The organism is Rhodococcus sp. NPDC003382 (assembly GCF_053589135.1).
The window spans coordinates 1-23,391 of record NZ_JBSFRH010000003.1 but is presented as its reverse complement, the minus strand read 5'-3'; the positions used below and the strand labels follow the sequence as shown (position 1 = coordinate 23,391).

The window sequence follows — 23,391 nt, the reverse complement described above, 5'->3', positions numbered from 1 at the left end:
CAGTGGACGGATTGTCGCAGAGGAGGCGGCGCGCGGCAGCGGTCCTGAGAAAACCCTGTGGTCACACCAGTCCCTCCTGTCACGCACTCCCGAGATACGCGACAATGGGTGCCGTGAACGAAGCCGATCAGCACACGACCGAGACGCCGGAACAGCGCCCGACGCGAGGAAACCGCCTCTACCCGCGGGTGACGAGTTTCCGGTCCCGCCGGGGCTCGCTGACCGACCCGCAGCAGGAATGCTGGGACCGTCGGTGGCCCGAGCTCGGCCGTGACGTCGGCGACGAACTGCTCGACATCGACGGCTGGTTCGGCCGCAGCGCACCCACCGTCCTGGAGATCGGCTCCGGTACCGGGACCGCCGCGGTCGCGATGGCCCAGGACGAGCCCCACGTCAACCTGATCGCGATCGAGGTCTACAAGCCGGGCATCGCCCAGACGCTGCAGCGCATCGAACGCACCTACGACACCGACCGGCCGGTGCACAACCTCCGCATCCTGCGCGGCGACGCCGTCGAGGTGCTCGAGCACATGGTGGCGCCGGAGTCGCTCACCGGCGTGCGGGTGTTCTTCCCGGACCCGTGGCCCAAGGCCCGCCACCACAAGCGCCGCCTGCTGCAGGCCCCGACGTTCGCGCTGATCGCGAGCCGCCTGAAGCCCGGCGGGGTGCTGCACGTGGCCACCGACCACGCCGAATACGCCGTTGCCATCGAAGAGGCCGGAAACGCCGAGCCCCTTCTCACCCCCCTCGACTGGGACTCGCCGATCAGCCACGAACGGCCCGTCACCAAGTTCGAGGACAAGGCTCACCAGGTGGGCAGCGCCATCACCGAGCTGATCTGGGGGAAGATCGGAGCATGAGCCTCGACGAAGATATGTCCGCGACGTCCGATTCGGTGACGGGTGCGGCCGGCAACCCACACCGGCGTGTGCTGCTCGTGTGGGATGCGCCGAACCTCGACATGGGGCTCGGGGCGATTCTCGGCGGCCGGCCCACCGCGGCCTACCGCCCCCGGTTCGACGCCCTCGGCCGCTGGCTGCTCGCCCGCACCGCCGAACTCTCCCGGTCCTCCTCCACGACCCTCGAACCCGAGGCGACGGTGTTCACGAACATCGCGCCGGGCAGCGCCGACGTCGTCCGGCCGTGGGTCGAGGCGCTGCGCAACGTCGGCTTCGCCGTGTTCGCCAAGCCCAAGATCGACGAGGACAGCGACGTCGACTCCGATATGCTGCACCACATCGAGCTGCGGCGCAGCGAGGGCCTCGCCGGTGTGATGGTGGCTTCCGCGGACGGTCAGGCCTTCCGGGAACCCCTCGAGGAACTCGCGAACGCCGGCATCGCGGTACAGGTACTCGGATTCCGCGAACATGCCAGCTGGGCGGTGACGTCCGAGATCCTCGACTTCGTCGATCTCGAGGACATCCCCGGCGTGTTCCGTGAGCCGCTTCCGCGGGTCAGCCTGGACATGCTCCCCGACGAGGGTGCCTGGCTGCAGCCGTTCCGACCGCTTTCCGCCTTGCTCGTCGGACGCAAGAGCGTCGCCGAATAGGAGACTTCACGTGTTCGACCGCTGGGGAGAGCTCGTCTTCCGCGCCCGTTTCACGGTGATCGCGGTGATGGTCGCCGCCTTGCTGGGGCTGGCCGGATACGGGCTGAGCCTGAACGACCATCTCAGCCAGAGCGGCTGGGATGATCCCGGCTCGCAGTCGTCGCAGGCCGCACGGCTCGCGGACGGCACCTTCGGTCGCGACACCGCCGGCGACGTCCTGGTCCTGTACACCGCACCCGAGGGCAAGACCGTCGACGATCCCACCCTGGCCACGAAGGTCAAGGAGAATCTCAACAACCTGGTCGAGAACCATCCCGACGAGATCCTCAAGATCAACGGTGCCTACTGGCCGACGAACGGGGCGCCCGCCCTGCCGGCACTCGCCGACGAGTCACGACAGCACGCGGTCGCGTCGATCGCGATCGCCGGTGACGACGACACCGCGTTGACGAACAACTTCCGGGTGATCAAGGACGAGTTCGCGATCGACGGCGTCGAGGTGCAACTGGCCGGTCTGCAGCCGATCGCCGGTGCCCTCAACGACACGATGGCCAACGACATCCACCGCATGGAGATCCTCGCGATCCCCGCCGTCGGCATCCTGTTGTTCTTCGTCTTCGGTGGCGTCGTCGCCGCGTCGCTGCCACTGATCACCGGTGGCCTCACGATCGTCGCCGCGAACGGCATCGTCCGGTTCATCACCAACTTCGCCGAGGTCAACTCGTTCGTCGCACCCGTCGTGTCCCTCATCGGCCTGGGGCTGGCGATCGACTACGGGCTGTTCATGGTGTCCCGGTTCCGGGAGGAACTCGCCGAGGGATACGAGACCGCCGCGGCGGTCCGGCGCACGGTCGTCACGGCAGGCCGCACCGTCGTGTTCTCCGCGACCATGGTCGTCACCAGCCTCGGCGGTCTGCTGCTGTTCCCGCAGGCGTTCCTCAAGTCCGTCGCCTACGGCGCGATCGCCGCGGTCTCCCTCGCGGCGCTGACGTCGATCACCCTGCTTCCGGCGATCCTGAGCATCCTCGGCAAGCGCATCGACAAGTTCGGCATGAAGCGGTTCGGTCAGATCCAGTCGAACGAGCAGATCGAGAACAGTCTCATCGGCCGCCTCACCCGCTGGGTGATGCGCAATCCGCTCAAGGTCACGATCCCCACCGTCGTCGGGCTGCTGCTGCTCATCATGCCGCTGACCGGCATCAAGTTCGGTGGCATCAACGAGACCTATCTCCCGCCGGACCACCCCACGCGCGTCGCGCAGGAGAAGTTCGACGACCTGTTCCCCGGGCAGCGTGCCGAGCCGGTGCGCATCGTCATCCGCGGCGCCGAGGGCGGCGACCTCAACGAGATCATCAAGACCGCGAGCGCCGCACCCGGCCTGGTGGAGAAGTTCTCCATCGAAGGTCCCGCCAAGGACGGTGTCCGCGTCATCAAGGCCGGGCTGGTCGACCGCAACGCCTCGGCCGACACGATCGACTACCTGCATTCGGCGTCGTGGCCCGACGGTGTCGAGGTACTCGTCGGCGGCACCCCGGCGATCGAGCAGGACTCGATCGCGGCGCTGCTCGACACCCTGCCGCTGATGGTGACGGTGGTCGTCCTGCTGACCACCCTGCTGATGTTCCTGGCGTTCGGTTCGCTGGTGCTGCCGGTCAAGGCCGCGCTGATGAGCGCGCTCGGCCTCGGCGCCACCCTCGGCATCCTCACCTGGATCTTCATCGACGGAAACGGCTCCGGGCCGCTCAACTTCACGCCCGGCCCGATCATGTCGCCCGTGCTCGTGCTGATCATCGCGATCATCTACGGCCTGTCCACCGACTACGAGGTGTTCCTGCTCTCCCGGATGGTCGAGGCCCGATCCCAGGGCGCGAGCACCACCGAGTCGATCCGCATCGGCACCGCGCACACCGGCCGCATCATCACCGCCGCCGCGCTGATCCTCATCGTCGTCACCGGCGCGTTCGGATTCTCCGAACTGGTGATGATGAAGTACATCGCGTTCGGCATGATCGCCGCGCTGATCCTCGACGCGACCGTCATCCGCATGTTCCTCGTCCCCGCCACCATGAAGCTCCTCGGCGACGACTGCTGGTGGGCACCCGCGTGGATGAAGCGCATCCAGGAGAGGATCGGTCTCGCCGAACCCATCCTCGCGGACGAACTGATGCCCGAGGACGTGCCCGAGCTCATCACCGTCGGCATGTTCGGACCGGCCACCGTCGCCGCGACCGGGGCACATCGCCTCCCGCCGATGGTTCCCGGCATCGGCCCGTCGGACATGACCCAGCCGCTGCCCAAGATCGCGGCGCCCCGCTCGTCCGCCGAACAGCGCCGCGCCCGGGAGTTCCCGCCCGCGCCGCGCCGCCCCTCCCCGTCCCGTGCCGGACGCGTGCCCGTGCCCGCTCCCGAGCGGCGCCCGGACTCGCGCAACGCCGGCCAACCCCCGGCCGCGCACGGACTCGTCAGGCCGCCGCAGCCCAACCAGCCGCAGCCCAACCAGCAGTCCGCACCGCTGCAGCGCGGACAGGCGGCACCGCCGCAGCGCGGACAGGCGGCACCGCCGCAGCGCGGACAGGCGGCACCACCGCAGCAGCCACAAGCAGCACCGCGGCCGGCCCCGCCGGTTCGGAACGACAGCACCGGCCTCGTGCGCAACCCGCAGGCCGCACCGCCGCAGCAGGCACCAGCGGCACCGCCGCAGGTGTCGCAGCCGGTACGCCGCGACAGCGCTCCCGTGCAACGCAGCGCGCAGGCACCGGCGGAACGACCGATGCGTCCCACTCCCCCGATGCCTCCGCAGCCCCGTCCGGCAGCACCGCTGCCGCAGCGGGCTGCCGCCGAGCCGCTTCCGCAGCGGCCTGTCGCAGAGCCGCTCCCCCAGCGGACCGGGGCCGACCGGCAGCCGCCGCTGCCGCCTCGTGCCGCGCCGGATGCGCGTCCCGCAGGGGATCCGCAGTCGCCGACCGCGGTGCCCCCGTTGCCGCCGACGACCGCGTCGCCGCAGCCTGCCACGGCGCTGCCGCCGGTGACGGCCACGTTCGCCCCGCCGCTGCCGCGTCGTGACGCCCAGGGTTCCGGGCCCGCGCAGGACCCGCAGTCCCCGACCGCGATCCCGCCGTTGCCGCGACGTCAGCGCGGGACCGTGCCGCCGCCGTTGCCGCATCCCTTCGTCCGTCCGCAGGTCCCGCCGCAGCCGCCCACCCGTCCGGCTCCGGCCCCGCGCCCGGAAGCGGGCCGGGCTCGCGACCCTCAGGCCATCGAGAACTGGCTGTCCCAGTTGCGGCGTACCGCGCCCGGCGTCGAACAACCGCGTCCCCCGCGCCCGGCGCCGGATCAGGTTCCGGCACCGCGGGAGCAGGATCCGCGGCTCGGCCGGTACCGCGACCCGGACCCGGAGCGGTCCGGTCCGACGACGGGCCGGCACGGTGACGAGGACAACGCGGGTGGAATCAGCGTCAGCGAGTTGATCGCCCGCCAGCGCCGGACGTAGCTCGGACCGGGAACTGCGTGATCAGCGCAGGAACTGGCACCGCGCGATCAGCGCAGGAACTGGCAACCGCGCGATCAGCGCAGGAACTGGCGCAGTGCGGTGCCGAGAGGGTGCCGGACCGTCAGTGCGCTGAAACGCAGCCGGCCGGTGACCACGAGGTGCAGCGGCCCGAACGGCGGACCGGACCGTACCTTCGAGTTCGTGCTCGACGCGACCGGGTCGATGCCGTTGACGTCCGCGGTCGCTTCCGGCGGGACGACGAGCGTGATGGAACCCAGGTAGTCGTTCACCTGAATGTTCACGACCTGGGTCTGCATCACCGCTTCGGTGAAGTCGAGGACCACGGTCGACATCCGCGTGTCGATCTGCAGCGTCGGCGGCACCTCCCAGCGACCCTTGCGTGCGATGTTCGACATGCGGCCGCGGATCACCGGCGCACCCGCAACCGGCGCACCCGCAACCGGCGGCGCCGTCATCGGGGGTTGCGCCGTCATCGGGGGTTGCGCCGGCGCGTACTGCGCCTGCATCTGCCGAAGGTATTCGGGACGCAGCTGGATGCCCGGCAGGTCGATGAGAACCTGGTTGACGTCGGCACGGGTCTTGGCCGCCAGCACGGTGTCCATCCGTTCGGTGAACTCACCGAGCGAGAGCATGCCCTGACCGACCGCCCGCTGCAGCAATTGACCGACGTGTTCCCGTTCCGCGTCCGAAACGCGCAGATCCCGCGAGTCCATGGCCACCACAGTAGGTGGAAGATCGCGCCTCGTCGCGTGGCCGGAGCCGATACCTGTCGATCCGCAGCAGCTTCGATCGTCATCACTGTGGCGGGCCACATCCGCGCCCGTCGAAATTCACCGAGCCGCAGTGCGCGGACGGACGACTCGGCAGGATCGAGTCGGAGCGATGAGAGAAGAGGCGATTCCCGTGCGATACACGATTCTGATGCACTACTCGGAGGAGACCGGCGAGTCGATCGGTGAGGAGACGATCGCTGCCGGCCGGGAGGCGTTCGCCGCCTACACAGCCGCGTTGGAGCAGGCCGGCGTCCTGATCGGCGCGGAGGTTCTCGCCCCCTCCGAGCTGACGACCACCCTCAGGATGGTCGACGGCGAACTTCGCGTGCAGGACGGGCCGTTCGCCGATACGAAGGAGCAGCTGGGCGGAACCGTCGTCATCGACGTGCCGGACCTCGATGCGGCGATCGAGTGGGCGCGGCAGGCGCCGCCGATCCACTGGGGTGCGGTCGAGGTCCGGCCGGGCGCGACCCACACGGTCGAGGGTGTCTGGACACCGAACCGATGAGACGGTCCGGGGCGTGGGCCGCGGCCGAGCATGCGGCACGCGCCTCACGCGCCCGGTTGGTTGCGCTGCTCGCGTCGAACTCCGGCGACCTCGCGCTCGCCGAGGACGCCGTGGCGGCGGCATTCGAGCAGGCGCTGGTGATCTGGCCGGAGCGGGGTGTTCCCGCGAATCCGGACGGCTGGCTGCTCACCGTCGCCCGGAACCGGCAGCGTGACGTGTGGAAGTCCGCCGCGCACCGCACCGCGGCTCCGCTCGAGCAGGTGCCCGACAATGTCGGCTCGGTGGCGACGCTCGACGAGGTCGACCCGGATGCGATCCCGGACCGGCGGCTGGCGCTGTTGTTCGTGTGCGCGCATCCTGCGATCGCCGAGTCCGCGCGTACCCCGCTGATGCTGCAGGCGGTGCTGGGTTTCGATGCGGCACAGGTTGCTTCGGTGTTCGCGGTCTCGTCGTCCGCGATGGCGGGGCGGCTCGTCCGCGCGAAGCGGCGCATCCGCGACGCCCGGATCCCGTTCGTCGTCCCGGACCGCACCGTGATGCCCGAGCGGCTTCCCGCGGTCCTCGAAGCGGTCTACGGATGTTTCACGATCGCCCGCGGCCCCGGGGTGACCCCGATGGCGTCCGAATCGCTTTATCTGGCAACTGTTCTCGCGGAGTCCGTCGACGAACCGGAAGCCTGGGGGCTGGCGTCCCTGATCGCGCTGTCGCTGAGCCGGGCCGGCGCGACCGGCGCCGACTTCGTCCCGCTCGACGAGCAGGACCCGGCGTCGTGGGACGCGGAACTCGCGGAACGGGGCGAGCGCATGCTCCGCCGGGCCTCGGCCGGCGGGCGCATCGGGCGTTTCCAGCTCGAAGCCGCGATGCAGGCGGTCCATGCCGCCCGCCGACACACGGGGGTCACGGATTGGCCTGCGCTCGATACACTTTCGCGGGCGCTGGTGCACACGGCGCCGACCCTGGGGTCGCGGGTCGCACGCGCCGCGATCGCCGGCCGCGTCGACGGCCCGGAGGCGGGCCTCGACGTACTCGACGCGGTCGCCCGCGATCACCCCGCCGCAACCTCGTATCAGCCGTTCCACGCGGTGCGCGCCGACCTGCTCGCGCGCGCGGGCCGGACCGCCGACGCCCGCGCGGCGTTCGACCGCGCGGCGGAACTCGCGACCGACGACGCGGTCCGCGCCTGGCTGCGGAACCGGTCGCCGTGACCTATTCCAGACCCTGCTCGATGGCGTAGCGGGTCAGTTCGACCCGATTGGCGAGCTGCAGCTTCCGTAAGGTCGCCTGGACGTGGTTCTCCACCGTCCGATGGCTGAGGGTGAGCTTCGCGGCGATCTGCTTGGCGGACAGTCCTTTCGCGACGAACCGGAGCACCTCGGTCTCCCGATCGGTGAGCGTCGGCGGTGCGGGCGAGCGCCGGTCCACGGTCGCCGACATCCGCCGGTATTCGCCGAGCACGAGGCCGGCCAGGCCGGGCGTGAACACCGCCTGACCGGCCGCGGTGGCCGCGACCGCCTCCACCAGTTCGGCCGCCGACGCGCTCTTGACGAGATACCCCGACGCACCGGCCTTCACCGCGCCGAGCACGTCGTCGCGTTCGGACGACGCGGACAGCACCAGCACCCGGGTCCCCGGGGAGGCACGCAGAACTGCGACGGTCGCGTCGGTGCCGCTGCCGTCGGGCAGTGACATGTCCATGAGCACGACGTCCGGGCGCACCGCCGCCGCGCGCCGTCCCGCCGACCCGACGCTGTCGGCAGCGGCGACGACGCGGAAGCCGGCGGCGTCGAGGTCGCGGGAGACGGCGTCGCGCCAGATGGGGTGGTCGTCGACGACCATCACCGTGACGGGTTCCGAAGTGTGGTCACGCACGGGGCGCCTCCCGCGGTACTCGGATCTCCCATTCGGTGCCCTCGCCGGGAGCGCTGTCGAGGACCGCGACACCGCCCAGCCATTCGGCGCGCCCGACGATCGACTTGGACACGCCCATCCGGCCCTGCGCCTCCGCCTCGGCGAGCCGCCCGTCGGGGATGCCGCTGCCGTCGTCTCGGATGCTGAGGATCACCTCGTCGCCGAGGTCCTCGAGCAGGACGTAGGCCTTGGCACCGGGACCGGCGTGCAGCGCGGTGTTGTCCAGGGCCGTGGCCGCGGCGGCGGCGAGTTCGGTGGCGCGACCCCGCTCGAGCAGGACGGGATCGGCCGGGGCGGCGACCGTCACGTTCGTTCCGGCCCGGGCGCGCAGCAGCGCGCGCAGATCCACCTGTTCCTCGCCGCGGTCGACCCGGGTGCCCTGTTCGGAGATGAGCATCCGCAACGCGGCTTCCTGCTCGCCGGCCAGACGGGCCAGCTCGGCTGCCGGTCCCCCGAGTTCGTTCCCGCGCCGCTGGACGAGGGCCAGCACCTGCAGCACCCCGTCGTGCACCTGCCGGGCGAGCCGGTCGCGTTCCTCGGTGGCGGCGGCCATCCGCACCGCCTGTGCGAGCTGCCGGTGGGCGTGGCGCGCGGTCACGGTCGCGAAGCCCATCGCGACGCCGACGGCGACGAGCACGGGGGCGGTCGCGTCCCGCCACAGGTCGAGGTTGATCTGGTCGCGCACGACGGCGCTGACGGTGGCCATCACGAGGGCCGAGCACGTCCCGGCGACCGGGCCGCCGAGCACCGCGGCGGACAGCACCGCGTTGGCGACCCACAGTGTGGTCGGCATCGTCTGGTGGTTGCTGTACCAGTCGTGGTCGGCGACCAGCCGGGTCGCACCCATGAGGGCGATCGCGACGATCTGGTCGAGTGCGACGACCTTCCACCGTTGCGTTCCGCGCGACAGCAGGACCGCCGAGAGCACCGACCACGCCGCGAGGAGGGCGATGAAGAACCAGCCCAGGCCGGGCCGGGTGTAGTGCGGGACGGTCGAGATGTGGGAGCTGACCGCGTAGGCGAGGGTGACGAGGCGGAACACCTGCGAAGCTCGCCACAGCGGCGCATCCGGATCGGCATCGTGCCGTCCTCGTGCGGTTCCTCCCATTGCCGACGTTCCCCCGATTCGTGTCGATCGGGGAGATCGTAGGGTTCGGTGACGCGTTTTATGGACCACGCCGTGCTGTGACGGTCGTTACAGTGGTTTGATTTGAAGTCGTGTTGAGGTCATATCGGGCTGTCGCGACGACTCTGCGTAGTCGCTGGCCCCTCTATATGGTCTCGATGGGTGCGTCCAACCTGTTCGGCGCCCTGCTGGTCTTCGCGTTCGTCCGCTACGGCATCCCGATCTCGGAATCGGAGAACATCATCGCGGACCGGGTCCGCAACTTCGCGGTGTTCGCCGTGTACCTCGCGTTCGCCGGTGTCGTCAGTCTCACGGCCGCGGCGGTGATGCTGCGGTCGGTGGTCCGGTGGCAGTTGCGCGGGGGCCCGCCGACGCGATCGGAACAGATGGCGGCGCTGCACGCACCGCTGCGGCAGGCCATCGTGCATCTCGGGCTGTGGATTCTCGGCGGCGTGTTGTTCGTGTTCCTCACCGCGGAGGAGATGCCGTCGTTGGCCGCGGCGGTGGCGATCACCGTGGCGATGGCCGCGACGAGCACCTTCGGCTTCACCTACATGCTCGGCGAGCGGATCCTGCGGCCGGTGGCGGCCCAGGCACTCAGCGAGGGCCGGTTCGACCGGACCATGGCGCCGGGGGTCGGCACCCGGCTGGCGATGACGTGGGGGCTGGGCACCCTGATGCCGGTGGCCGGCATCGTGCTGTTGTGCGTCACGCAGCTCACGTCGGACATGGAATTCTCGTCCGATTCGCTGTCGTGGGCGATTCTCGCGCTGTCGATCATGGCGATCGGGCTGGCGCTGGTCCTGTCGATGCTCACCTCGGCGCAGATCTCCGATCCGGTCAAACAGCTGCGCTGGGCGATCGAGCGGGTGCAGCGCGGCGCGACCGGTGTGCAGGTCGAGGTGTTCGACGGCAGCGAGATGGGTCGCCTGCAGGTCGGCTTCAACCGGATGATGGCCGAGTCCGACGAGCGGCGGCGGCTGCGTGAACTGTTCGGTCAGCACGTCGGCGAGGACGTCGCGCGCCGCGCGCTGCAGTACGGCACCGAACTGGGCGGCGAGACCCGGTACGTGGCGGTGCTGTTCGTCGACATGGTCGGCTCCACGGCGACCGCCGCGGAACGGCCGCCGAACGAGGTCGTGGACCTGCTCAACGAGTTCTTCCGGGTCGTGGTCGACGTCGTCGACCGGCATCACGGGTTCGTCAACAAGTTCATGGGTGATGCGGCGCTGGCGATCTTCGGGGCACCGCTGGACCGCCCGGATGCACCCACCGCGGCGCTGGCCGCGGCACGGGAACTGCGGTTCGCGCTCGACGAGATCACCGGCCTCGACATCGGTATCGGGGTGTCGGCGGGGCTCGCGGTGGCCGGCAACATCGGCGCGGCCGAGCGGTTCGAGTACACGGTGATCGGTGATCCGGTGAACGAGGCGTCGCGCCTGACCGAGCTCGCGAAGATGCGTCCGAGCCGGGTGCTGGCGTCGTCGAGCGCGTTGTACTTCGCCGACGACGAGGAGCGCGCGCAGTGGGAGCTGGGCGACGAGGTGCAGCTGCGGGGTCGCCGACGGCTGACCCACCTGGCCTCGCCGATCAAATATCCCGAGTGAAGTGAGGCCGGTCGCATCGGGGCGTTGGCTACGCTGATCCGCGTGGCGCCGCCTCGCGATGAACCACCCCGTCCCGGCGCAGCGCCGCGTCGGGGCGCCTTCGCATGGGTGAAATGGCTGCTCGGCGTCGCACTCGTGGTGCTGCTGACCGTCGAAGGTGTCTACCTGTGGCCGTCGCTGAGCGATTCCTGGCGGGCCCTGACGGAGTTGCACTGGGGCTGGTTCGCGGCGTGTATCGCGGCCCAGGCCGCGGCGCTGAGCGGCTTCGCCGGTGTCCAGCAACGCCTGCTTCGTGCCGGCGGGGTCACCGTCGGGCACTTCCGGTCGGCGTCGGTGGTCTACGCGAGCACGGCGATGTCGGTGACCTTGCCCGCTGGGCCGGTGTTCTCCACGGCCTTCACGTACAAGGAGACGCGCCGCTGGGGTGCGACGCCGGTCGTCGCGTCCTGGCAGCTGGCGGTGTCCGGGGTGATCGCGACGGCGACCCTCGCCGCGGTGGGGGTGGCCGGGGCGCTGGCGGTCGGGTCGCGGGTCAGCCCGGTCACGCTGGTGCTGGCCGTCGCGGGGGTGTTCGCCCTCTTCTTCGGGTTGCGTCACGTCGCGAGGAATCCGTCGTCGATCGAGGCGCTGGGTCTGTGGGTGATCCACCGCGTCAACCGGCTGACGAAGAAGCCCGCCGAGACCGGTGTCGAGTCGTTCGAGCGGATCCTGGGCCAGCTCGAGTCGGTGGACCTGAGCCGGCGGGATGCCCTGACGGCGCTGGGCTGGTCCGGCGTGCACCGGGTGTTCGACGTCGCGTGCCTGGGTCTCGCGTGCTGGACGGTCGGTGGGGATCCGTCGCTGCCGGGGTTGCTGATCGCGTTCACCGCGGCCAAGGCGGTGGCGAGTGTGCCGCTGGCGCCGGGCGGGCTCGGTTTCGTCGACGGCACGTTGATCGCGACGCTGACGGCGGCGGGGATGAGTGCGTCGCAGTCGCTGGCGGCGGTCTTCGTGTACCGCGTGGTCAGCTTCGTGATCGTCGCGGTCGTGGGCTGGATCGTGATCGCGGTGCTGTATCGGTCGCATCGCATCGACGACGCCGAGCTGGATCTGGAACGGGAGCACCAGGACCGGTCGCTGCTCACGCGCCGGCGCGCTTCCCCTCCCTCGGCCGAGGTCGATCCCGGCCACGATCCCGACCGCGTTCGATAGTGATCCGCATCACACAATAGTTGCGCAATCAACCATCCGGTGCCATGGTGGAACACATCGGAAGTTGAATCTTTAATCAGTACGAGGAGTTGCCATGACCACCGCCACCACCGCGACGTTCCCGGGCCTGACCGCCGGCACCTGGGCCATCGACCCCGTCCACTCGACCGTCGGCTTCACCGTCCGCCACCTCGTGGTCAGCAAGGTTCGCGGTAACTTCACGAACTTCTCCGGCGCCGTGGCCGTCGCCGAGGACGGCACCGCCGCCGTGTCCGCCGAGATCGCCGTCGACTCGATCGACACCCGGAACAGTGACCGCGACGCGCACCTGAAGTCCGCCGACTTCTTCGAGGCCGAGAAGTTCCCCACCGCGACATTCACCTCCACCGGCATCCGCAGCACCGGCAAGGGCTACGTCGTCGACGGAGAGTTCACCCTCCGCGGCGTCACCAAGCCCGTCGAGCTCGAACTCGAGTTCAACGGCGTCAACCCGGGCATGGGCAACGGCCCGGTCGCCGGCTTCGAAGCCACCACCGTCATCAACCGCAAGGACTTCGGCATCAGCATCGACATGCCGCTCGAGGGTGGCGGCGCCGTCGTCGGCGACAAGATCACCATCAACCTCGAGATCGAGGCGGCTCTCCAGGCCTGACCCACCTCTCCCGAACGAGCGCCCTCCGTCCCCGGAGGGCGCTCGTTCCCGTCCGGGGCCGACGGATGCGCATCCGCACCGCCGACCTACCCTTGAACCCGTGAGAAAGTACGCGCCGGCGCTGGTGATCGATATCGTCCTCGTAGTCGTCTTCGCCGCTCTCGGGCGCTCGAGCCACGACGAAACCCTCGACATTCCGGGTATCGCGACCACCGCGTGGCCGTTCCTCGCCGGATTGACCGTCGGCTGGTTCGCGACCGCGGGGCTCTACCGCGACAAGTTCGACGCCCGCGCCGCCGTCCCGACCGGGATCCTCGTGTGGCTGTGCACCCTCGTCGTCGGCATGCTGCTGCGCGCGGTGACCGGGCAGGGCACGGCGACCGCGTTCATCGTGGTCGCGACCATCTTCCTCGGGTTGTTCCTGGTCGGCTGGCGTGTGATCGCCCGCGTGTGGGACCGTCGCCGCGACGTCGCGACCCGGTGACGCCGACGCGCTGACCCTCGAAATATCCCCGCGGGTGTGTGCCCGGTGGGAAAGTGACTTTCATGAGTGACACCGCGGCACGTCCGGATTCGCAGTCGGACCACCGGTTCTTCGGCCAGCCGCTCGCGCTGGCCAACCTGTTCGGTGTCGAGATGTGGGAACGCTTCTCCTTCTACGGCATGCAGGGAATCCTGATCTACTACCTGTACTACTCGGCCGAAGAGGGCGGGCTGGGGATCAGCAAGGCGGCCGCGACGTCGATCGTCGGCGCCTACGGCGGCACCGTCTACCTGTCGACGATCCTCGGCGCCTGGATCGCCGACCGGCTGCTCGGCTCCGAACGAACCCTGTTCTACAGCGCCGTGATGATCATGTGCGGCCACATCGCGCTGGCGCTCATCCCCGGGCTCGCCGGGGTCGGGGTGGGTCTCGTGCTCGTCGCGGTCGGCAGCGGCGGCCTCAAGGCGAACGCGACGTCGCTGGTCGGCGACCTCTACGACGAACACGACGAACGCCGCGACGCGGGCTTCTCGATCTTCTACATGGGCATCAACCTCGGTGCCCTCGTCGGTCCGCTGCTCACCGGCTGGGTGCAGACCAACATGGGCTTCCACTACGGCTTCGGGCTCGCCGCGATCGGCATGGCCATCGGCCTGATCCAGTACTCGATCGGCCGCAAGCGGCTCGCCGGCATCGGCGCGACGCCTCCGCATCCGCTCCCGGACACGCTGCGCATGCGCGTCGCGGCCATCGCGGCCCTCGCGGTGGTGATCATCGCCGTGGCCTCGCTGACCGGCCTGATCACCAGCGACAACATGTCGGACATCGTCGTGACACTGACGATCGTCGCGGCGGTCGTCTATTTCGTGATCATCCTGTCGAGCCGGGCGATCACACCGGTCGAGCGCAAACGCGTCATCTCGTTCATCCCGATGTTCCTGGCGAGCGCCGCGTTCTGGTCGCTGTTCCAGCAGCAGTTCACGATGGTCGCGGTGTACTCGGACACGCGGCTGGACCGGAACCTGTTCGGCTGGGACTTCCCACCGTCCTGGGTGCAGTCCATCAACCCGGTGTTCATCATCATCTTCGCGGGTGTGTTCGCCGCCGCGTGGACGAAGCTCGGACCGCGGCAGCCCTCGTCGCCGATGAAGTTCTCGATCGGCACGATCATCATGGGCATCGCGTTCCTGTGCTTCATCCCGATGTCCGGTGGCGGGCCGAACAGCGCGCCGCTGCTCGGCCTGGCGGGCATCCTGCTGCTGTTCACGTTCGCCGAACTGTTCCTGTCCCCGGTGGGCCTGTCGCTGTCGACGAAGCTGGCTCCGCAGAACTTCCACACCCAGATGGTGGCGTTGTTCTTCCTGTCGGTGGCCCTGGGCACGGCGATGGCCGGCACCCTCGCCAAGTACTACGACGAGAACAACGAGGTGCCCTACTACCTGTGGATCGGCGGGGCGTCGATCGGTGTGGGCATCGTGCTGATGGCGATCTCGCCGTGGATCCGCAAGATGATGCAGGGCGTGCACTGAACCCAGCCCCGCCTTGCGGCCCTGCCCCGCGGCTACCGCAGGGCGAGCCACGCGGCCAGCCCGAAACCGGCGATCGCCACACCGACCCGCAGCACGCCCGGCGGGATGCGCTTGACGACCGGCGGGCCGCACCAGCCGCCCGCGACGGTCCCGATCGCCATCGCGACGGCCGCGGGCCAGTGCACCGGACCGAACGCGGCGAAGCCGATCGCAGCGACCAGGTTCGCGACGCCGAGCAGGTAACTCTTGAGGATGCTCGCCCGCCAGATCGTCTCCGACGAACACACGAGGATGAGCGCCAGGAAGATCACGCCGGCGCCGGCACCGAAGTATCCGCCGTACACGGCGACGAGGAACACCGCCGTCGAGAACGTGCGCGGCAGGTCGCGGCCCCCGGCGAACGCGCGGATCCGGGGCTGGAACAGCAACGCGAGCGCGGCGAGCGCCACCAGATACGGGACGATCGCCTCGAACGACCCTTCCGGCGCCGCGAGCAGCACGACCGCACCGACCACGCCGCCGATCGCCGCGTAGGCGGTCCATCGCCACACCCGCGGTCCGGTGTCGACGACCTCGCGCGCCGAGTTCGACAACGCGCCGACTCCGACACCGACCATCGCGACCGTGTTGGTGACGTTCGCCGCGACCGGCGACAGGCCGACCGCGAGGAGCGCGGGATAGGACACGATCGAGGCGAGTCCGGTGACGAAGCCGATGAGCCCGGCGAAGAAGCCCGCAACGACGAGCAGCAGCAGGTCGAAGAGGGTCACGACGGACAAACGTACCGGGGTCCGCTTTCACCCGCGAACGCTGGGGCCGTTTCCGGTCAGAACGCCTCGGTGGGCTTCCCGAGTTCGCGCAGGAACATGTCGGCCATCTTGATCGCGCGGTCGCCGCCGTCGGCGTTCGCGACGAACACCGCGAACGCCATGTCGCCGCTCACCCCGTAGAACCAGCGGTCGTCGCCGTTGTCCCCCGCGATGCCCGTCAGGCCCGCATGTCCCTTGAGGAACGACGCCGGTCCGTTCTGGACGTTGTCGACCATCATCGCGCGCAAGGCGTCGATCGTCTCGGCCGGCAGCGGCTCGGCCGGGTCCGCGACGGTCGCCGGCTGCCCCTGCACGATCATCGGCATCGCCGCATCGCCGCGCGCGACCGACGCCGCGAGCATCGCGGCCCCCAGCGGGCTGAGCAGTGCTTCGCTGTCGGACGGGGAACCCGTGAACTGCACGACGCCGCTGCGGTTCTGCCCGAACTGCGCGGTCTCGAATTCGAAACCGGGCACGGAGTAGTCGAGACCGAGACCGAGGCTGCGTGCGACGTCGCCGAGTTCGGCGGTGCTGACCTGCGACGGGTCCTTCCCCAGCGCCATACCCGCCGCGACACGGACCGGGTCCATCGCCGACCCCGCCGGGTACAGCCCGCGGGTCGCGACGGCCCCGAGTTCCATCGCCTGGTTGTTCACGTCGACTGCGAGGATGCCGCCGGTGGACGGCTGGATCGCGACGATCGCGGCGGGTGTTCCGACGCTGACGACGGCCTCCTTCGCGGCGAGCTGCACGTGCGAGTCGAGGGTCGAGACGAGATCCGGCGGTGGCGGACCCTGGAATCCGGCGACCTGGATGGGGCCGGCCTGCGGATCCTCGAGGGTCACGGCCCAGCCGGCGGTGCGGTCGCGCTCGAGCTGCCACGCGCTGCGCAACGAGTCGAGCAGCGGGCTCGAGATCCGGCGATCGGCGCTGATGAGCGTCGGGGTCTTCACCACTTCGACGCCGGGAATGGAAACGATGTCGTCCTCGAGGAACTGGTAGTCCTGGTCGCGCAGCTTGACGGCGGCGATCCGCTCACCGGGCTGTTCCGCGAGGCGCTGTTGCATCGACTCGGCCGTGATGACCGGTGCGACCGGCTCGAGGACGTCACCGAGCATCGTGGTCGTCAGCACCGGATCGGGCATCTTCGCGGGATCGAGCACGACCGTGTTGATCGTCTGCTCGGCCATCAGCAACTGCCCGTTGCGATCGAAGATCTTCGGGGGTGCCGCGTCGGTGCGTACGTGGTGCACGGTGCGTCCGCCGCCGAGATCGGGTACGACGACGTCGGGGCTCCACGACACGCGCCAGCCGACGGCGAGCTTCTTGACGGAACCGTCGACCTGATAGGACCAGTCCTTGTCCGGTCCGAAGTTCCAGTTCCCCTCGAGCGTGAAGTAACCGGACTCGCCGGAAAGCTCGACCAGCTGGGTGATCTCGTACTCGACCGTGCCGTCGGACAGTCCGTCGAACATCTGGGTCAGCGTCGCGGACGCCGCGTTCGGGTAGGACGTCAGAGCTGCGGCGCCCTCGGCGTCACGTTCGTTCAATTCGGCTACGAAATCGTCGACGAGGCGCTCCACATCGCTGCGTGAGTCGGCGATCGTGAACGCCACGATGCCGGCCGTCACACAGATCACGATCGCGGAGATGAGGGCGACCACTCGCACTCGTCGCCGTTCCCGAGAACCCATAAAGATCAACCTTCACTTCAGTCACTTGAGCCTCAAGCACAGCTTGCCTACGATGCTGTCACAGTTGGACTACGAGGTCCGAATCACCTCCTGAGCATGCGCCCGGCCACGTCCAGCGCAGGAGCCGAACTCCCTGCTCCCGCAACGAAAACCGCGAACGCGAGATCGTTCTGCGCTCCGATGAACCATCCGTGCGCCTCGTTCGTGCCACCGTACTCTGCGGTCCCCGTTTTGCCGATCAGTTCCGGAATGTCGTTCAAAACGGTTGCGGTCCCGTCGGTCACGGTCTCGCGCATCATAGTTCGTAACGCCGCGGTTACCGGTGCAGGCGCGGCGTCCACGGTCCGATCCGCGGTCGCCGGCTCGTCCTGCACGATCATCGGAAGCGGGGTCGACCCGCGCACGATCGACGCCGCAACCATCGCCATCCCGAACGGCGACGCGGTCACCGCGCCCTGGCCGATCGCCGACTCGACGCGCTGCGCCGTCGAATCCGCGACCGGGACGCTTCCGGTCACGGTCACCAACCCCGGTGTCACATAGTCGATGCCGAGTCCGAACCGGGCCGCGGCGTCGGTCAGCGCATCCGGCGGCAGATTCACCGCCAACTGGGCCATCGTCGTGTTGCAGGAACGCGCGAACGCCGTGTGCAGGGGCACCGACCCGAGATCGAAACTGTCGTCGTTCGGTATCGTGCGATCCTCGATCGTCGCGACACCCGGGCACGGCAGCACCGTGTCCGGCGCCGCCGCCCCCGCCTGTAACGCCGCGGACGTCGTCACCGTTTTGAACGTCGACCCCGGTGGGTAGAGACCGGTCAGCGCGACCGGGCCTTCCGCGTCCGCAGCGGCGTTCTGCGCGACCGCGCGCACCGCTCCGGTCGACGGTTCCACAGCCACGACGACGGCCGGCTGCGGCACCGCGGCGACCGCAGCCTCCGCGCGCGCCTGCAAGCCGAGATCGATCGTCGTGCGGATGTCCGGCGCGTCCGTTCCGTCGACCCCGGTCACCCGCTGCGCCGACCCGTCCGCATCCACCGACTGCACGACCCAGCCCGCGGCCGCGTCCTGCCCGTCCTGCCACATCTCGGCCAGACCCGACCACACCGGCGACGCCAGTGCCCGGTCGACGGTCAGCAGCCGTGTCTGCGGGGCCAGCGACACCCCGGGCAACGCTGCGAGCTGTGCTTCGACCCGGGCCAGGTCCTCGTCGCGCAAGGTCACCGCCGTCACCGGTCCGCCCCCGGCCTCCGCGAGATCCGCCGCCAGTGATTCCGCCGTGATCGTCGGCACGACCGTCGCCAGCACCGGCGCGACCGCAGCGGGGTCGGCGGTCGGGTCGAGGTTCACCAAGGTGACGACCCGCTGTTCCATCAGCGGCTGCCCGTTGCGGTCCAGCACCGACGCGGGTGTGCCCTCGGCCCGGAGGTACCGCAGGGACGTGTCCGCGGTCAGCCCGGGCGCGAGCACGGCGGGATCCCAGCGGATGCGCCAGCCGGCGTCGCCGTCGACCGCGGACCCCGACGTGCGATAGGACCACTCGCCCGCGCTCGGTGCGGGCTCCGGGGCGGCCGGCGTCGCCGAAGTCTCCCCGGCGTCGGTCTCCCCGGCCTCGTCTTCGGCCGGGTCGGGTCCCAACCGCCACGCCACGTCGAGTTCGAAGGTGTCCTCGTCCCCGGTATCAGCGAGCGTGACGTCGGGCGAGTCGGAGCCGAGTCCGTCGAACAACCCGTCGATGGTCGCGGCTGCGGCTGCGGGATCGGTGGTCAGCGCTGCCGCGGCCTGCACGTCTCCCGCCTCGAGTGCCTCCGCGAACTGCTGGGCGACGGTCTCCGGCTGATCGGGTCCGGTGGAGCAACCGGCCACCACGAGCGCACCCACCGTCAGCACCACCGGCAGGACCATTCGTCGTCGAAGAGTGCGCACCCGCCCGATCATGCCCCAGTTCGATCGTCCGTGCCCGTCGCCACACGGCGTACCGGGTGCACGTAACGGAAACCACGCGCCGAATCGGAATCGGCGCAGGTAACAGCACGGGCGGATTCCGAATCGCGGGGCGGATGTCGGCGCCCGCCGTCGGGACCGGCCGCTCACGCCCCGGGACGGAGTGCGGCAGCCACCTCCTCGAAGGCGGTCTCGAGGTGCGCGGCACAGCGCTGTGGATCCCGGATGATCTCCGGGGACGTCAGCACCGTCAGGGTCAGGTCGTCGCCGAGACCGATCAGCCCGTGGGTGACGGTGGCTTCCGAGGTCAACGGCGGGCAGAGGGTTCCGAACAGCATCGGCCGGCCGGCCAGCGCCCACGGACCGTCGCCGCCGATCCGGATGCTGGTCAGCATCGTGTGCATGCACGGACCGGGACGGGCATCGACGCGACGCCGGTGCGCGGCCAGTTCCACGGGGAGCAGGAACGACGGAATCGCGTTCGTGTCGGTCAGGTGCCGCACGGACGCGGCTTCTCTGCGTTCGACCAGCGACGCCAGCACCGCCGCGGCGCGTTCCCGGATCGAGTCGATGTCGGGGCGCAACGCGACATCCGCCCAGTCGATGCTGTTGACACCGACTGCCTGCACCTCCTCGGCGAACGCGATCGTCACGAACGCCGTCAGGTCCGGCGGGCACTGTCCGGCGACGTCGGTGAGATACCGCTCGAGCGCAACCGACATCGCCGTCAGCGCGAGCGCGGTGACCGTGAACCCCTCCGGGAGCGACCCGGCGCGACCGAGACGCAGCACGAGCAGCGTGCGCCGGTCGCCGGGTTCGGAGTTCAGCACGGTCCGGGTGAGGCTCGCCGGTGGAGCAGAACCCTGGGCAGCGGTCCGGGCATCGCGCAGCGCGGCACCCATCGTCCGCAGATAGTGCACCGTCGCGCGCGGAGCACGGGCGATCCCACGCGCCGCGGCGAGCGCACGGTTCACGCGAGGGACGACCGGACCCAGCCCCGGGAAGTGCACCGACTCGGTCCCGTCGCCGAACAGCGCCTCCGACAAGGGATTCAAGATCGGCCCCGTGATCAGTGAATGGTTCCCGCGCAACACCACGACGGTCCCGGGCGTGGTCGTGCCAGGGACGTTCCGGACGTCGTGGAACACGTCGATTCGCCAGGCCGTGGCGCGGACGTCGAGCGGGGTTGCGGCGAGCTGTTCGAGTACCCGGATCAGCACCGGCCAGTCGAGTCCTGTCCGCCGATCGTGGACGACCCGGTCCTCCACCGGCCGGTCGTCGGCCACCCAGTACGCGTGGTCCAGGTATCCGGGAACGCCCACGATGCGACGGTTCATCGGCGCCCAGAACCGCGCACGTCGCCGGAAGTGTTCGGTGATCTCCGCGGCGGTCGGGGGCGTCCCGGTCCCCGAGTCGAAAACCCAGAAGAGGAGGGTGTCGAGGTGATGACCGTGATCGGCTTCGAGAACATAGGTGGCGTCGATCGGCCGAACCTGCGATGTCGGTCCCACTGCACTCCTTCGTAGCGTGTCGCGAAAAACCGGTTGCGCGTTCCGAACCGTGTGCATACCGTAGTCACGTCACGTTGTCGCCGATCGGAGAAGGCTCTTGCTCCTGTAGAGGTTTCGCACCCCGCACGTTCCTCGTGCGATCCGTCGCTACCTCCAGGAGTCACCATGACCTCTCCAATCGGCATTTCTCTTTCCGACCTGCACTACGAGCATCCCGACGGCGATCCCGTGTTCGACGGGCTCGACGCGACGTTCCCGCTCGGCCGCACCGGTCTCGTCGGACGGAACGGGTCCGGCAAAACGACTCTGCTGCAGATCGTTTCGGGAAACCGTAAGGCCACGCGCGGGTCGGTCACGACACGCGGGCGCGTCGGTTACCTCCCGCAGGACATCACCCTGGACCCGGATCTGCGGGTCGAGACGGTCCTGGGGATCGGCGAGGTCCGGGCCGCGCTGCGACGCATCGAATCCGGCGACGGAACCGCCGCGGATTTCGATACCGTCGGCGATCGCTGGGACATCGAGGAACGCGCGATCGCGACCGTGCACAGGCTCGGTCTCGACCGGATCCTGCAGGACCGGAACGACTTCGATCGCACCGTCGGAACCCTGTCGGGCGGTGAGACGGTTCTGCTCGCGCTCACGGCGCGACTGCTCGACGATCCGCAGGTGCTGTTGCTCGACGAGCCGACCAACAACCTCGACACCGCCGCGCGGGGCAGGTTGTACGAGGCGTTGCGGCAGTTCACCGGAACTCTCGTCGTGGTGTCCCACGACCGCGACCTGCTCGAATCGGTGGATGCGATCGCCGAGTTGCGCGACGGTGCTCTGCGGCTGTTCGGCGGCAATTACAGCGAGTACGAGCGGATCGTCGCGGCGGAACAGGAGGCCGCGCAGGCGGCGGTCCGCGACGCCCGCAACGACGTGCGCCGGCAGGCCCGTGAGCTGTCCGCCGCGCACATCATCCTGGATCGCCGAGAACGCTACGGGCGCAAGATGTTCGAGAACAAGCGGGAACCCAAGATCATCATGGGGGCCCGCAAGCGTGCGGCGCAGGAGTCCGCGGGTCGCCTGCGTCGCGAGCACGAGGGCAATCTCGAGCAGGCCCGGGAGCAGCTCACCCGCGCCCAGGAGGCGGTGCGGGACGATCGGGAGATCCGGGTGGACCTCCCGGCCACCGTGGTACACCCGGGCCAGCGGGTTCTCGACGAGCCGCTCGAGATCGTCGGGCCCGAACGCATCGCGCTGCTGGGGCCGAACGGTTCCGGGAAGACGACGCTGCTGCATCGCATCGCGGACGCCGGGCCCCGGGTACCGTTCGCGTTGCTTCCGCAGCGGCTCGACGTGTTCGACGACGACCTGTCCGTCGCGCAGAACGCGGCGCTGCGCGCACCCCATCGCACCCCGCAGGACATCCGGGCGCGCCTGGCGCGCTTCCTGTTCCGCGGCGCCGACGCCGACCGGCCCGTCGGGGCGTTGTCGGGAGGCGAGCGTTTGCGGGCGGCGCTGGCGATCCTCCTCGCGGCCGATCCGGCACCGCGGTTGCTGATGCTCGACGAGCCGACGAACAACCTCGATCTGCCGAGTCTCGGACATCTCACGCAGGCGCTGCTGGCGTTCGAAGGTGCGCTCGTGGTGGTGTCGCACGACGAACGGTTCCTCGCGGAGATCGGCGTGACCCGATCGGTCACACTCGGAGGATGAGTCGAGCGATCAATCCTGTCGACGGCACCGCCGTCGCGTACGCGGCGGTGGGTCCGGCGGACGCTCCCGCGCTGCTGCTCGCGCACGGGAGCGCCCTGTCGTCGGCGATCTGGCGGGGCTTCGGGTACATGGCGGCGCTGCGTCCGCGATACCGGCTGCTCCTGCCGGATCTGCGCGGACACGGCCGCAGCGACAAGCCCACCGATCCCGATTGTTACGCAATGAATCTCGTCGTCGGCGACCTGCTCGCGGTGCTGGACGACGCCGGCGTCGAGCGGGCTCACGTCATGGGCTATTCGTTCGGGGCACGGTCGGTGCTGTCGCTCGCGGTCGCAGCCGAGGACCGGGTGCGGTCGTTGATCGTGGGCGGTGGCAGTGCCCGCCCGCAGGCCGGGGCGTTCGACCGGTTGTTCTTCCCCGGCTGTGTCGACGTTCTCGAACGCGACGGCATGGAGGCGTTCCTCGACGCCTGGTCCGCGCACCGGCAGTGGCCGGTCGACGCCGCGACCCGCGCGGCGTTCCGCGCGAACGACGACCGGGCCTTGGCCGCCTATTTCCGCAGGTCCGAGCAGGAACCGGGCATCGCCGACGAGGCACTGGCGGCGCTGCGGGTGCCGACCCTGGCGTTCGTCGGATCGGAGGATCTCCTTCGGGTGCCGGACACGCGGGCGCTGACGCGGACGATTCCCGGCGCGCGGCTCGCGGTCCTGCGCGGATTCGACCACGCCACCACGATCGCCGCGAGCCACGAGGTGCTGTCGGTGGTCGAGCCCTTCCTGGCCGCTGCCCCTCGTGCGTGATTTCGGTAGCGGCCGCTACCGAAATCACGCACGGGCCCGGAGCTACTGGTCCGCGCCGTCGACCCACTGCACGAGCTGGAGCACCAAGACGG

The 23,391-nt window shown here is 69.8% G+C and carries 19 protein-coding genes; 12 read left to right on the top strand and 7 right to left on the bottom strand.

Going from position 1 to position 23,391, the window contains the following annotated elements; genetic code table 11:
• The first annotated feature begins 113 nt into the window (after positions 1-113).
• From trmB to ACWDUD_RS03460, 3 genes are read left to right on the top strand one after another with little or no spacing between them, the layout of a single operon-like run.
• On the top strand, positions 114-860 hold the full coding sequence (trmB, locus tag ACWDUD_RS03470; RefSeq protein WP_450108328.1) for a tRNA (guanosine(46)-N7)-methyltransferase TrmB: 747 nt from the start codon (positions 114-116) through the stop codon (positions 858-860).
• Between the two features lie 14 nt (positions 861-874).
• Positions 875-1,549 (top strand): NYN domain-containing protein, encoded by a 675-nt coding sequence (locus ACWDUD_RS03465; RefSeq protein WP_450108442.1) that lies wholly within the window; start codon positions 875-877, stop codon positions 1,547-1,549.
• Between the two features lie 10 nt (positions 1,550-1,559).
• Complete coding sequence (locus ACWDUD_RS03460) at positions 1,560-5,039, top strand: MMPL family transporter (protein ID WP_450108327.1); 3,480 nt, start codon at positions 1,560-1,562, stop codon at positions 5,037-5,039.
• 74 nt (positions 5,040-5,113) lie between these two features.
• On the opposite strand, the gene ACWDUD_RS03455 is transcribed toward ACWDUD_RS03460, so the two are convergent.
• Positions 5,114-5,773 (bottom strand): DUF1707 SHOCT-like domain-containing protein, encoded by a 660-nt coding sequence (locus ACWDUD_RS03455; RefSeq protein WP_450108326.1) that lies wholly within the window; start codon positions 5,771-5,773, stop codon positions 5,114-5,116.
• Between the two features lie 190 nt (positions 5,774-5,963).
• Between ACWDUD_RS03455 and ACWDUD_RS03450 the strand changes: the two genes are divergently transcribed.
• Both ACWDUD_RS03450 and ACWDUD_RS03445 read left to right on the top strand, forming a co-directional pair.
• Positions 5,964-6,341, top strand: coding sequence for a YciI family protein (locus ACWDUD_RS03450; protein WP_197253474.1), 378 nt, complete (start codon positions 5,964-5,966; stop codon positions 6,339-6,341).
• Complete coding sequence (locus ACWDUD_RS03445) at positions 6,338-7,546, top strand: RNA polymerase sigma factor (protein ID WP_450108325.1); 1,209 nt, start codon at positions 6,338-6,340, stop codon at positions 7,544-7,546. The genes ACWDUD_RS03450 and ACWDUD_RS03445 overlap by 4 nt, the downstream gene beginning before the upstream one ends.
• A gap of 1 nt (position 7,547) precedes the next feature.
• Here the strand turns inward: ACWDUD_RS03445 and ACWDUD_RS03440 are convergent, their stop codons facing one another.
• Positions 7,548-8,177 carry a response regulator gene (locus ACWDUD_RS03440; protein ID WP_197253538.1) on the bottom strand — a complete coding sequence of 210 codons (630 nt, stop codon included), beginning with the start codon at positions 8,175-8,177 and terminating at the stop codon, positions 7,548-7,550.
• Between the two features lie 25 nt (positions 8,178-8,202).
• On the bottom strand, positions 8,203-9,357 hold the full coding sequence (gene macS, locus ACWDUD_RS03435; RefSeq protein WP_248675488.1) for a MacS family sensor histidine kinase: 1,155 nt from the start codon (positions 9,355-9,357) through the stop codon (positions 8,203-8,205).
• 167 nt (positions 9,358-9,524) lie between these two features.
• Here macS and ACWDUD_RS03430 point away from each other — a divergent pair, with 167 nt between their 5' ends.
• The 5 genes from ACWDUD_RS03430 (at position 9,525) to ACWDUD_RS03410 (ending at position 14,838) form a co-directional block, all read left to right on the top strand.
• Positions 9,525-10,982: an adenylate/guanylate cyclase domain-containing protein gene (locus tag ACWDUD_RS03430; protein WP_197253480.1), complete on the top strand. Its 1,458-nt coding sequence runs from the start codon at positions 9,525-9,527 to the stop codon at positions 10,980-10,982.
• Between the two features lie 42 nt (positions 10,983-11,024).
• Positions 11,025-12,173 (top strand): lysylphosphatidylglycerol synthase transmembrane domain-containing protein, encoded by a 1,149-nt coding sequence (locus ACWDUD_RS03425; RefSeq protein WP_450108324.1) that lies wholly within the window; start codon positions 11,025-11,027, stop codon positions 12,171-12,173.
• A 94-nt stretch (positions 12,174-12,267) separates the two neighbouring features.
• Positions 12,268-12,825 carry a YceI family protein gene (locus tag ACWDUD_RS03420; RefSeq protein ID WP_197253482.1) on the top strand — a complete coding sequence of 186 codons (558 nt, stop codon included), beginning with the start codon at positions 12,268-12,270 and terminating at the stop codon, positions 12,823-12,825.
• Positions 12,826-12,925: 100 nt separating this feature from the next.
• On the top strand, positions 12,926-13,309 hold the full coding sequence (locus tag ACWDUD_RS03415; protein WP_248675489.1) for a DUF3054 domain-containing protein: 384 nt from the start codon (positions 12,926-12,928) through the stop codon (positions 13,307-13,309).
• Positions 13,310-13,371: 62 nt separating this feature from the next.
• Complete coding sequence (locus tag ACWDUD_RS03410) at positions 13,372-14,838, top strand: peptide MFS transporter (RefSeq protein WP_197253486.1); 1,467 nt, start codon at positions 13,372-13,374, stop codon at positions 14,836-14,838.
• Positions 14,839-14,870: 32 nt separating this feature from the next.
• On the opposite strand, the gene ACWDUD_RS03405 is transcribed toward ACWDUD_RS03410, so the two are convergent.
• The 4 genes from ACWDUD_RS03405 to ACWDUD_RS03390 form a co-directional block, all read right to left on the bottom strand.
• Positions 14,871-15,608, bottom strand: coding sequence for a sulfite exporter TauE/SafE family protein (locus tag ACWDUD_RS03405; protein ID WP_450108323.1), 738 nt, complete (start codon positions 15,606-15,608; stop codon positions 14,871-14,873).
• A gap of 56 nt (positions 15,609-15,664) precedes the next feature.
• On the bottom strand, positions 15,665-17,341 hold the full coding sequence (locus tag ACWDUD_RS03400; RefSeq protein ID WP_197253490.1) for an NTF2-like N-terminal transpeptidase domain-containing protein: 1,677 nt from the start codon (positions 17,339-17,341) through the stop codon (positions 15,665-15,667).
• 83 nt (positions 17,342-17,424) lie between these two features.
• Entirely contained in the window at positions 17,425-19,278 is a 1,854-nt protein-coding gene (locus ACWDUD_RS03395; RefSeq protein WP_450108322.1) for a penicillin-binding transpeptidase domain-containing protein, read from the bottom strand.
• Positions 19,279-19,430: 152 nt separating this feature from the next.
• Entirely contained in the window at positions 19,431-20,795 is a 1,365-nt protein-coding gene (locus ACWDUD_RS03390; RefSeq protein ID WP_450108321.1) for a WS/DGAT domain-containing protein, read from the bottom strand.
• A gap of 165 nt (positions 20,796-20,960) precedes the next feature.
• Between ACWDUD_RS03390 and ACWDUD_RS03385 the strand changes: the two genes are divergently transcribed.
• Both ACWDUD_RS03385 and ACWDUD_RS03380 read left to right on the top strand, forming a co-directional pair.
• Entirely contained in the window at positions 20,961-22,499 is a 1,539-nt protein-coding gene (locus ACWDUD_RS03385; RefSeq protein ID WP_450108320.1) for an ABC-F family ATP-binding cassette domain-containing protein, read from the top strand.
• On the top strand, positions 22,496-23,299 hold the full coding sequence (locus tag ACWDUD_RS03380) for an alpha/beta fold hydrolase (protein ID WP_450108319.1): 804 nt from the start codon (positions 22,496-22,498) through the stop codon (positions 23,297-23,299). The genes ACWDUD_RS03385 and ACWDUD_RS03380 overlap by 4 nt, the downstream gene beginning before the upstream one ends.
• Positions 23,300-23,391: the final 92 nt, after the last annotated feature.

Bases quoted from the DNA above. Each gene is read 5' to 3' on its own strand.
- ACWDUD_RS03465 (WP_450108442.1), top strand. From the start codon at position 875: ATGTCCGCGACGTCCGATTCGGTGACGGGTGCGGCCGGCAACCCACAC.
- ACWDUD_RS03455 (WP_450108326.1), bottom strand. From the start codon at position 5,773: ATGGACTCGCGGGATCTGCGCGTTTCGGACGCGGAACGGGAACACGTC.
- ACWDUD_RS03445 (WP_450108325.1), top strand. From the start codon at position 6,338: ATGAGACGGTCCGGGGCGTGGGCCGCGGCCGAGCATGCGGCACGCGCC.
- ACWDUD_RS03440 (WP_197253538.1), bottom strand. From the start codon at position 8,177: ATGGTCGTCGACGACCACCCCATCTGGCGCGACGCCGTCTCCCGCGAC.
- macS (WP_248675488.1), bottom strand. From the start codon at position 9,357: ATGGGAGGAACCGCACGAGGACGGCACGATGCCGATCCGGATGCGCCG.
- ACWDUD_RS03430 (WP_197253480.1), top strand. From the start codon at position 9,525: ATGGTCTCGATGGGTGCGTCCAACCTGTTCGGCGCCCTGCTGGTCTTC.
- ACWDUD_RS03420 (WP_197253482.1), top strand. From the start codon at position 12,268: ATGACCACCGCCACCACCGCGACGTTCCCGGGCCTGACCGCCGGCACC.
- ACWDUD_RS03410 (WP_197253486.1), top strand. From the start codon at position 13,372: ATGAGTGACACCGCGGCACGTCCGGATTCGCAGTCGGACCACCGGTTC.
- ACWDUD_RS03400 (WP_197253490.1), bottom strand. From the start codon at position 17,341: ATGGGTTCTCGGGAACGGCGACGAGTGCGAGTGGTCGCCCTCATCTCC.
- ACWDUD_RS03395 (WP_450108322.1), bottom strand. From the start codon at position 19,278: ATGATCGGGCGGGTGCGCACTCTTCGACGACGAATGGTCCTGCCGGTG.
- ACWDUD_RS03385 (WP_450108320.1), top strand. From the start codon at position 20,961: ATGACCTCTCCAATCGGCATTTCTCTTTCCGACCTGCACTACGAGCAT.
- ACWDUD_RS03380 (WP_450108319.1), top strand. From the start codon at position 22,496: ATGAGTCGAGCGATCAATCCTGTCGACGGCACCGCCGTCGCGTACGCG.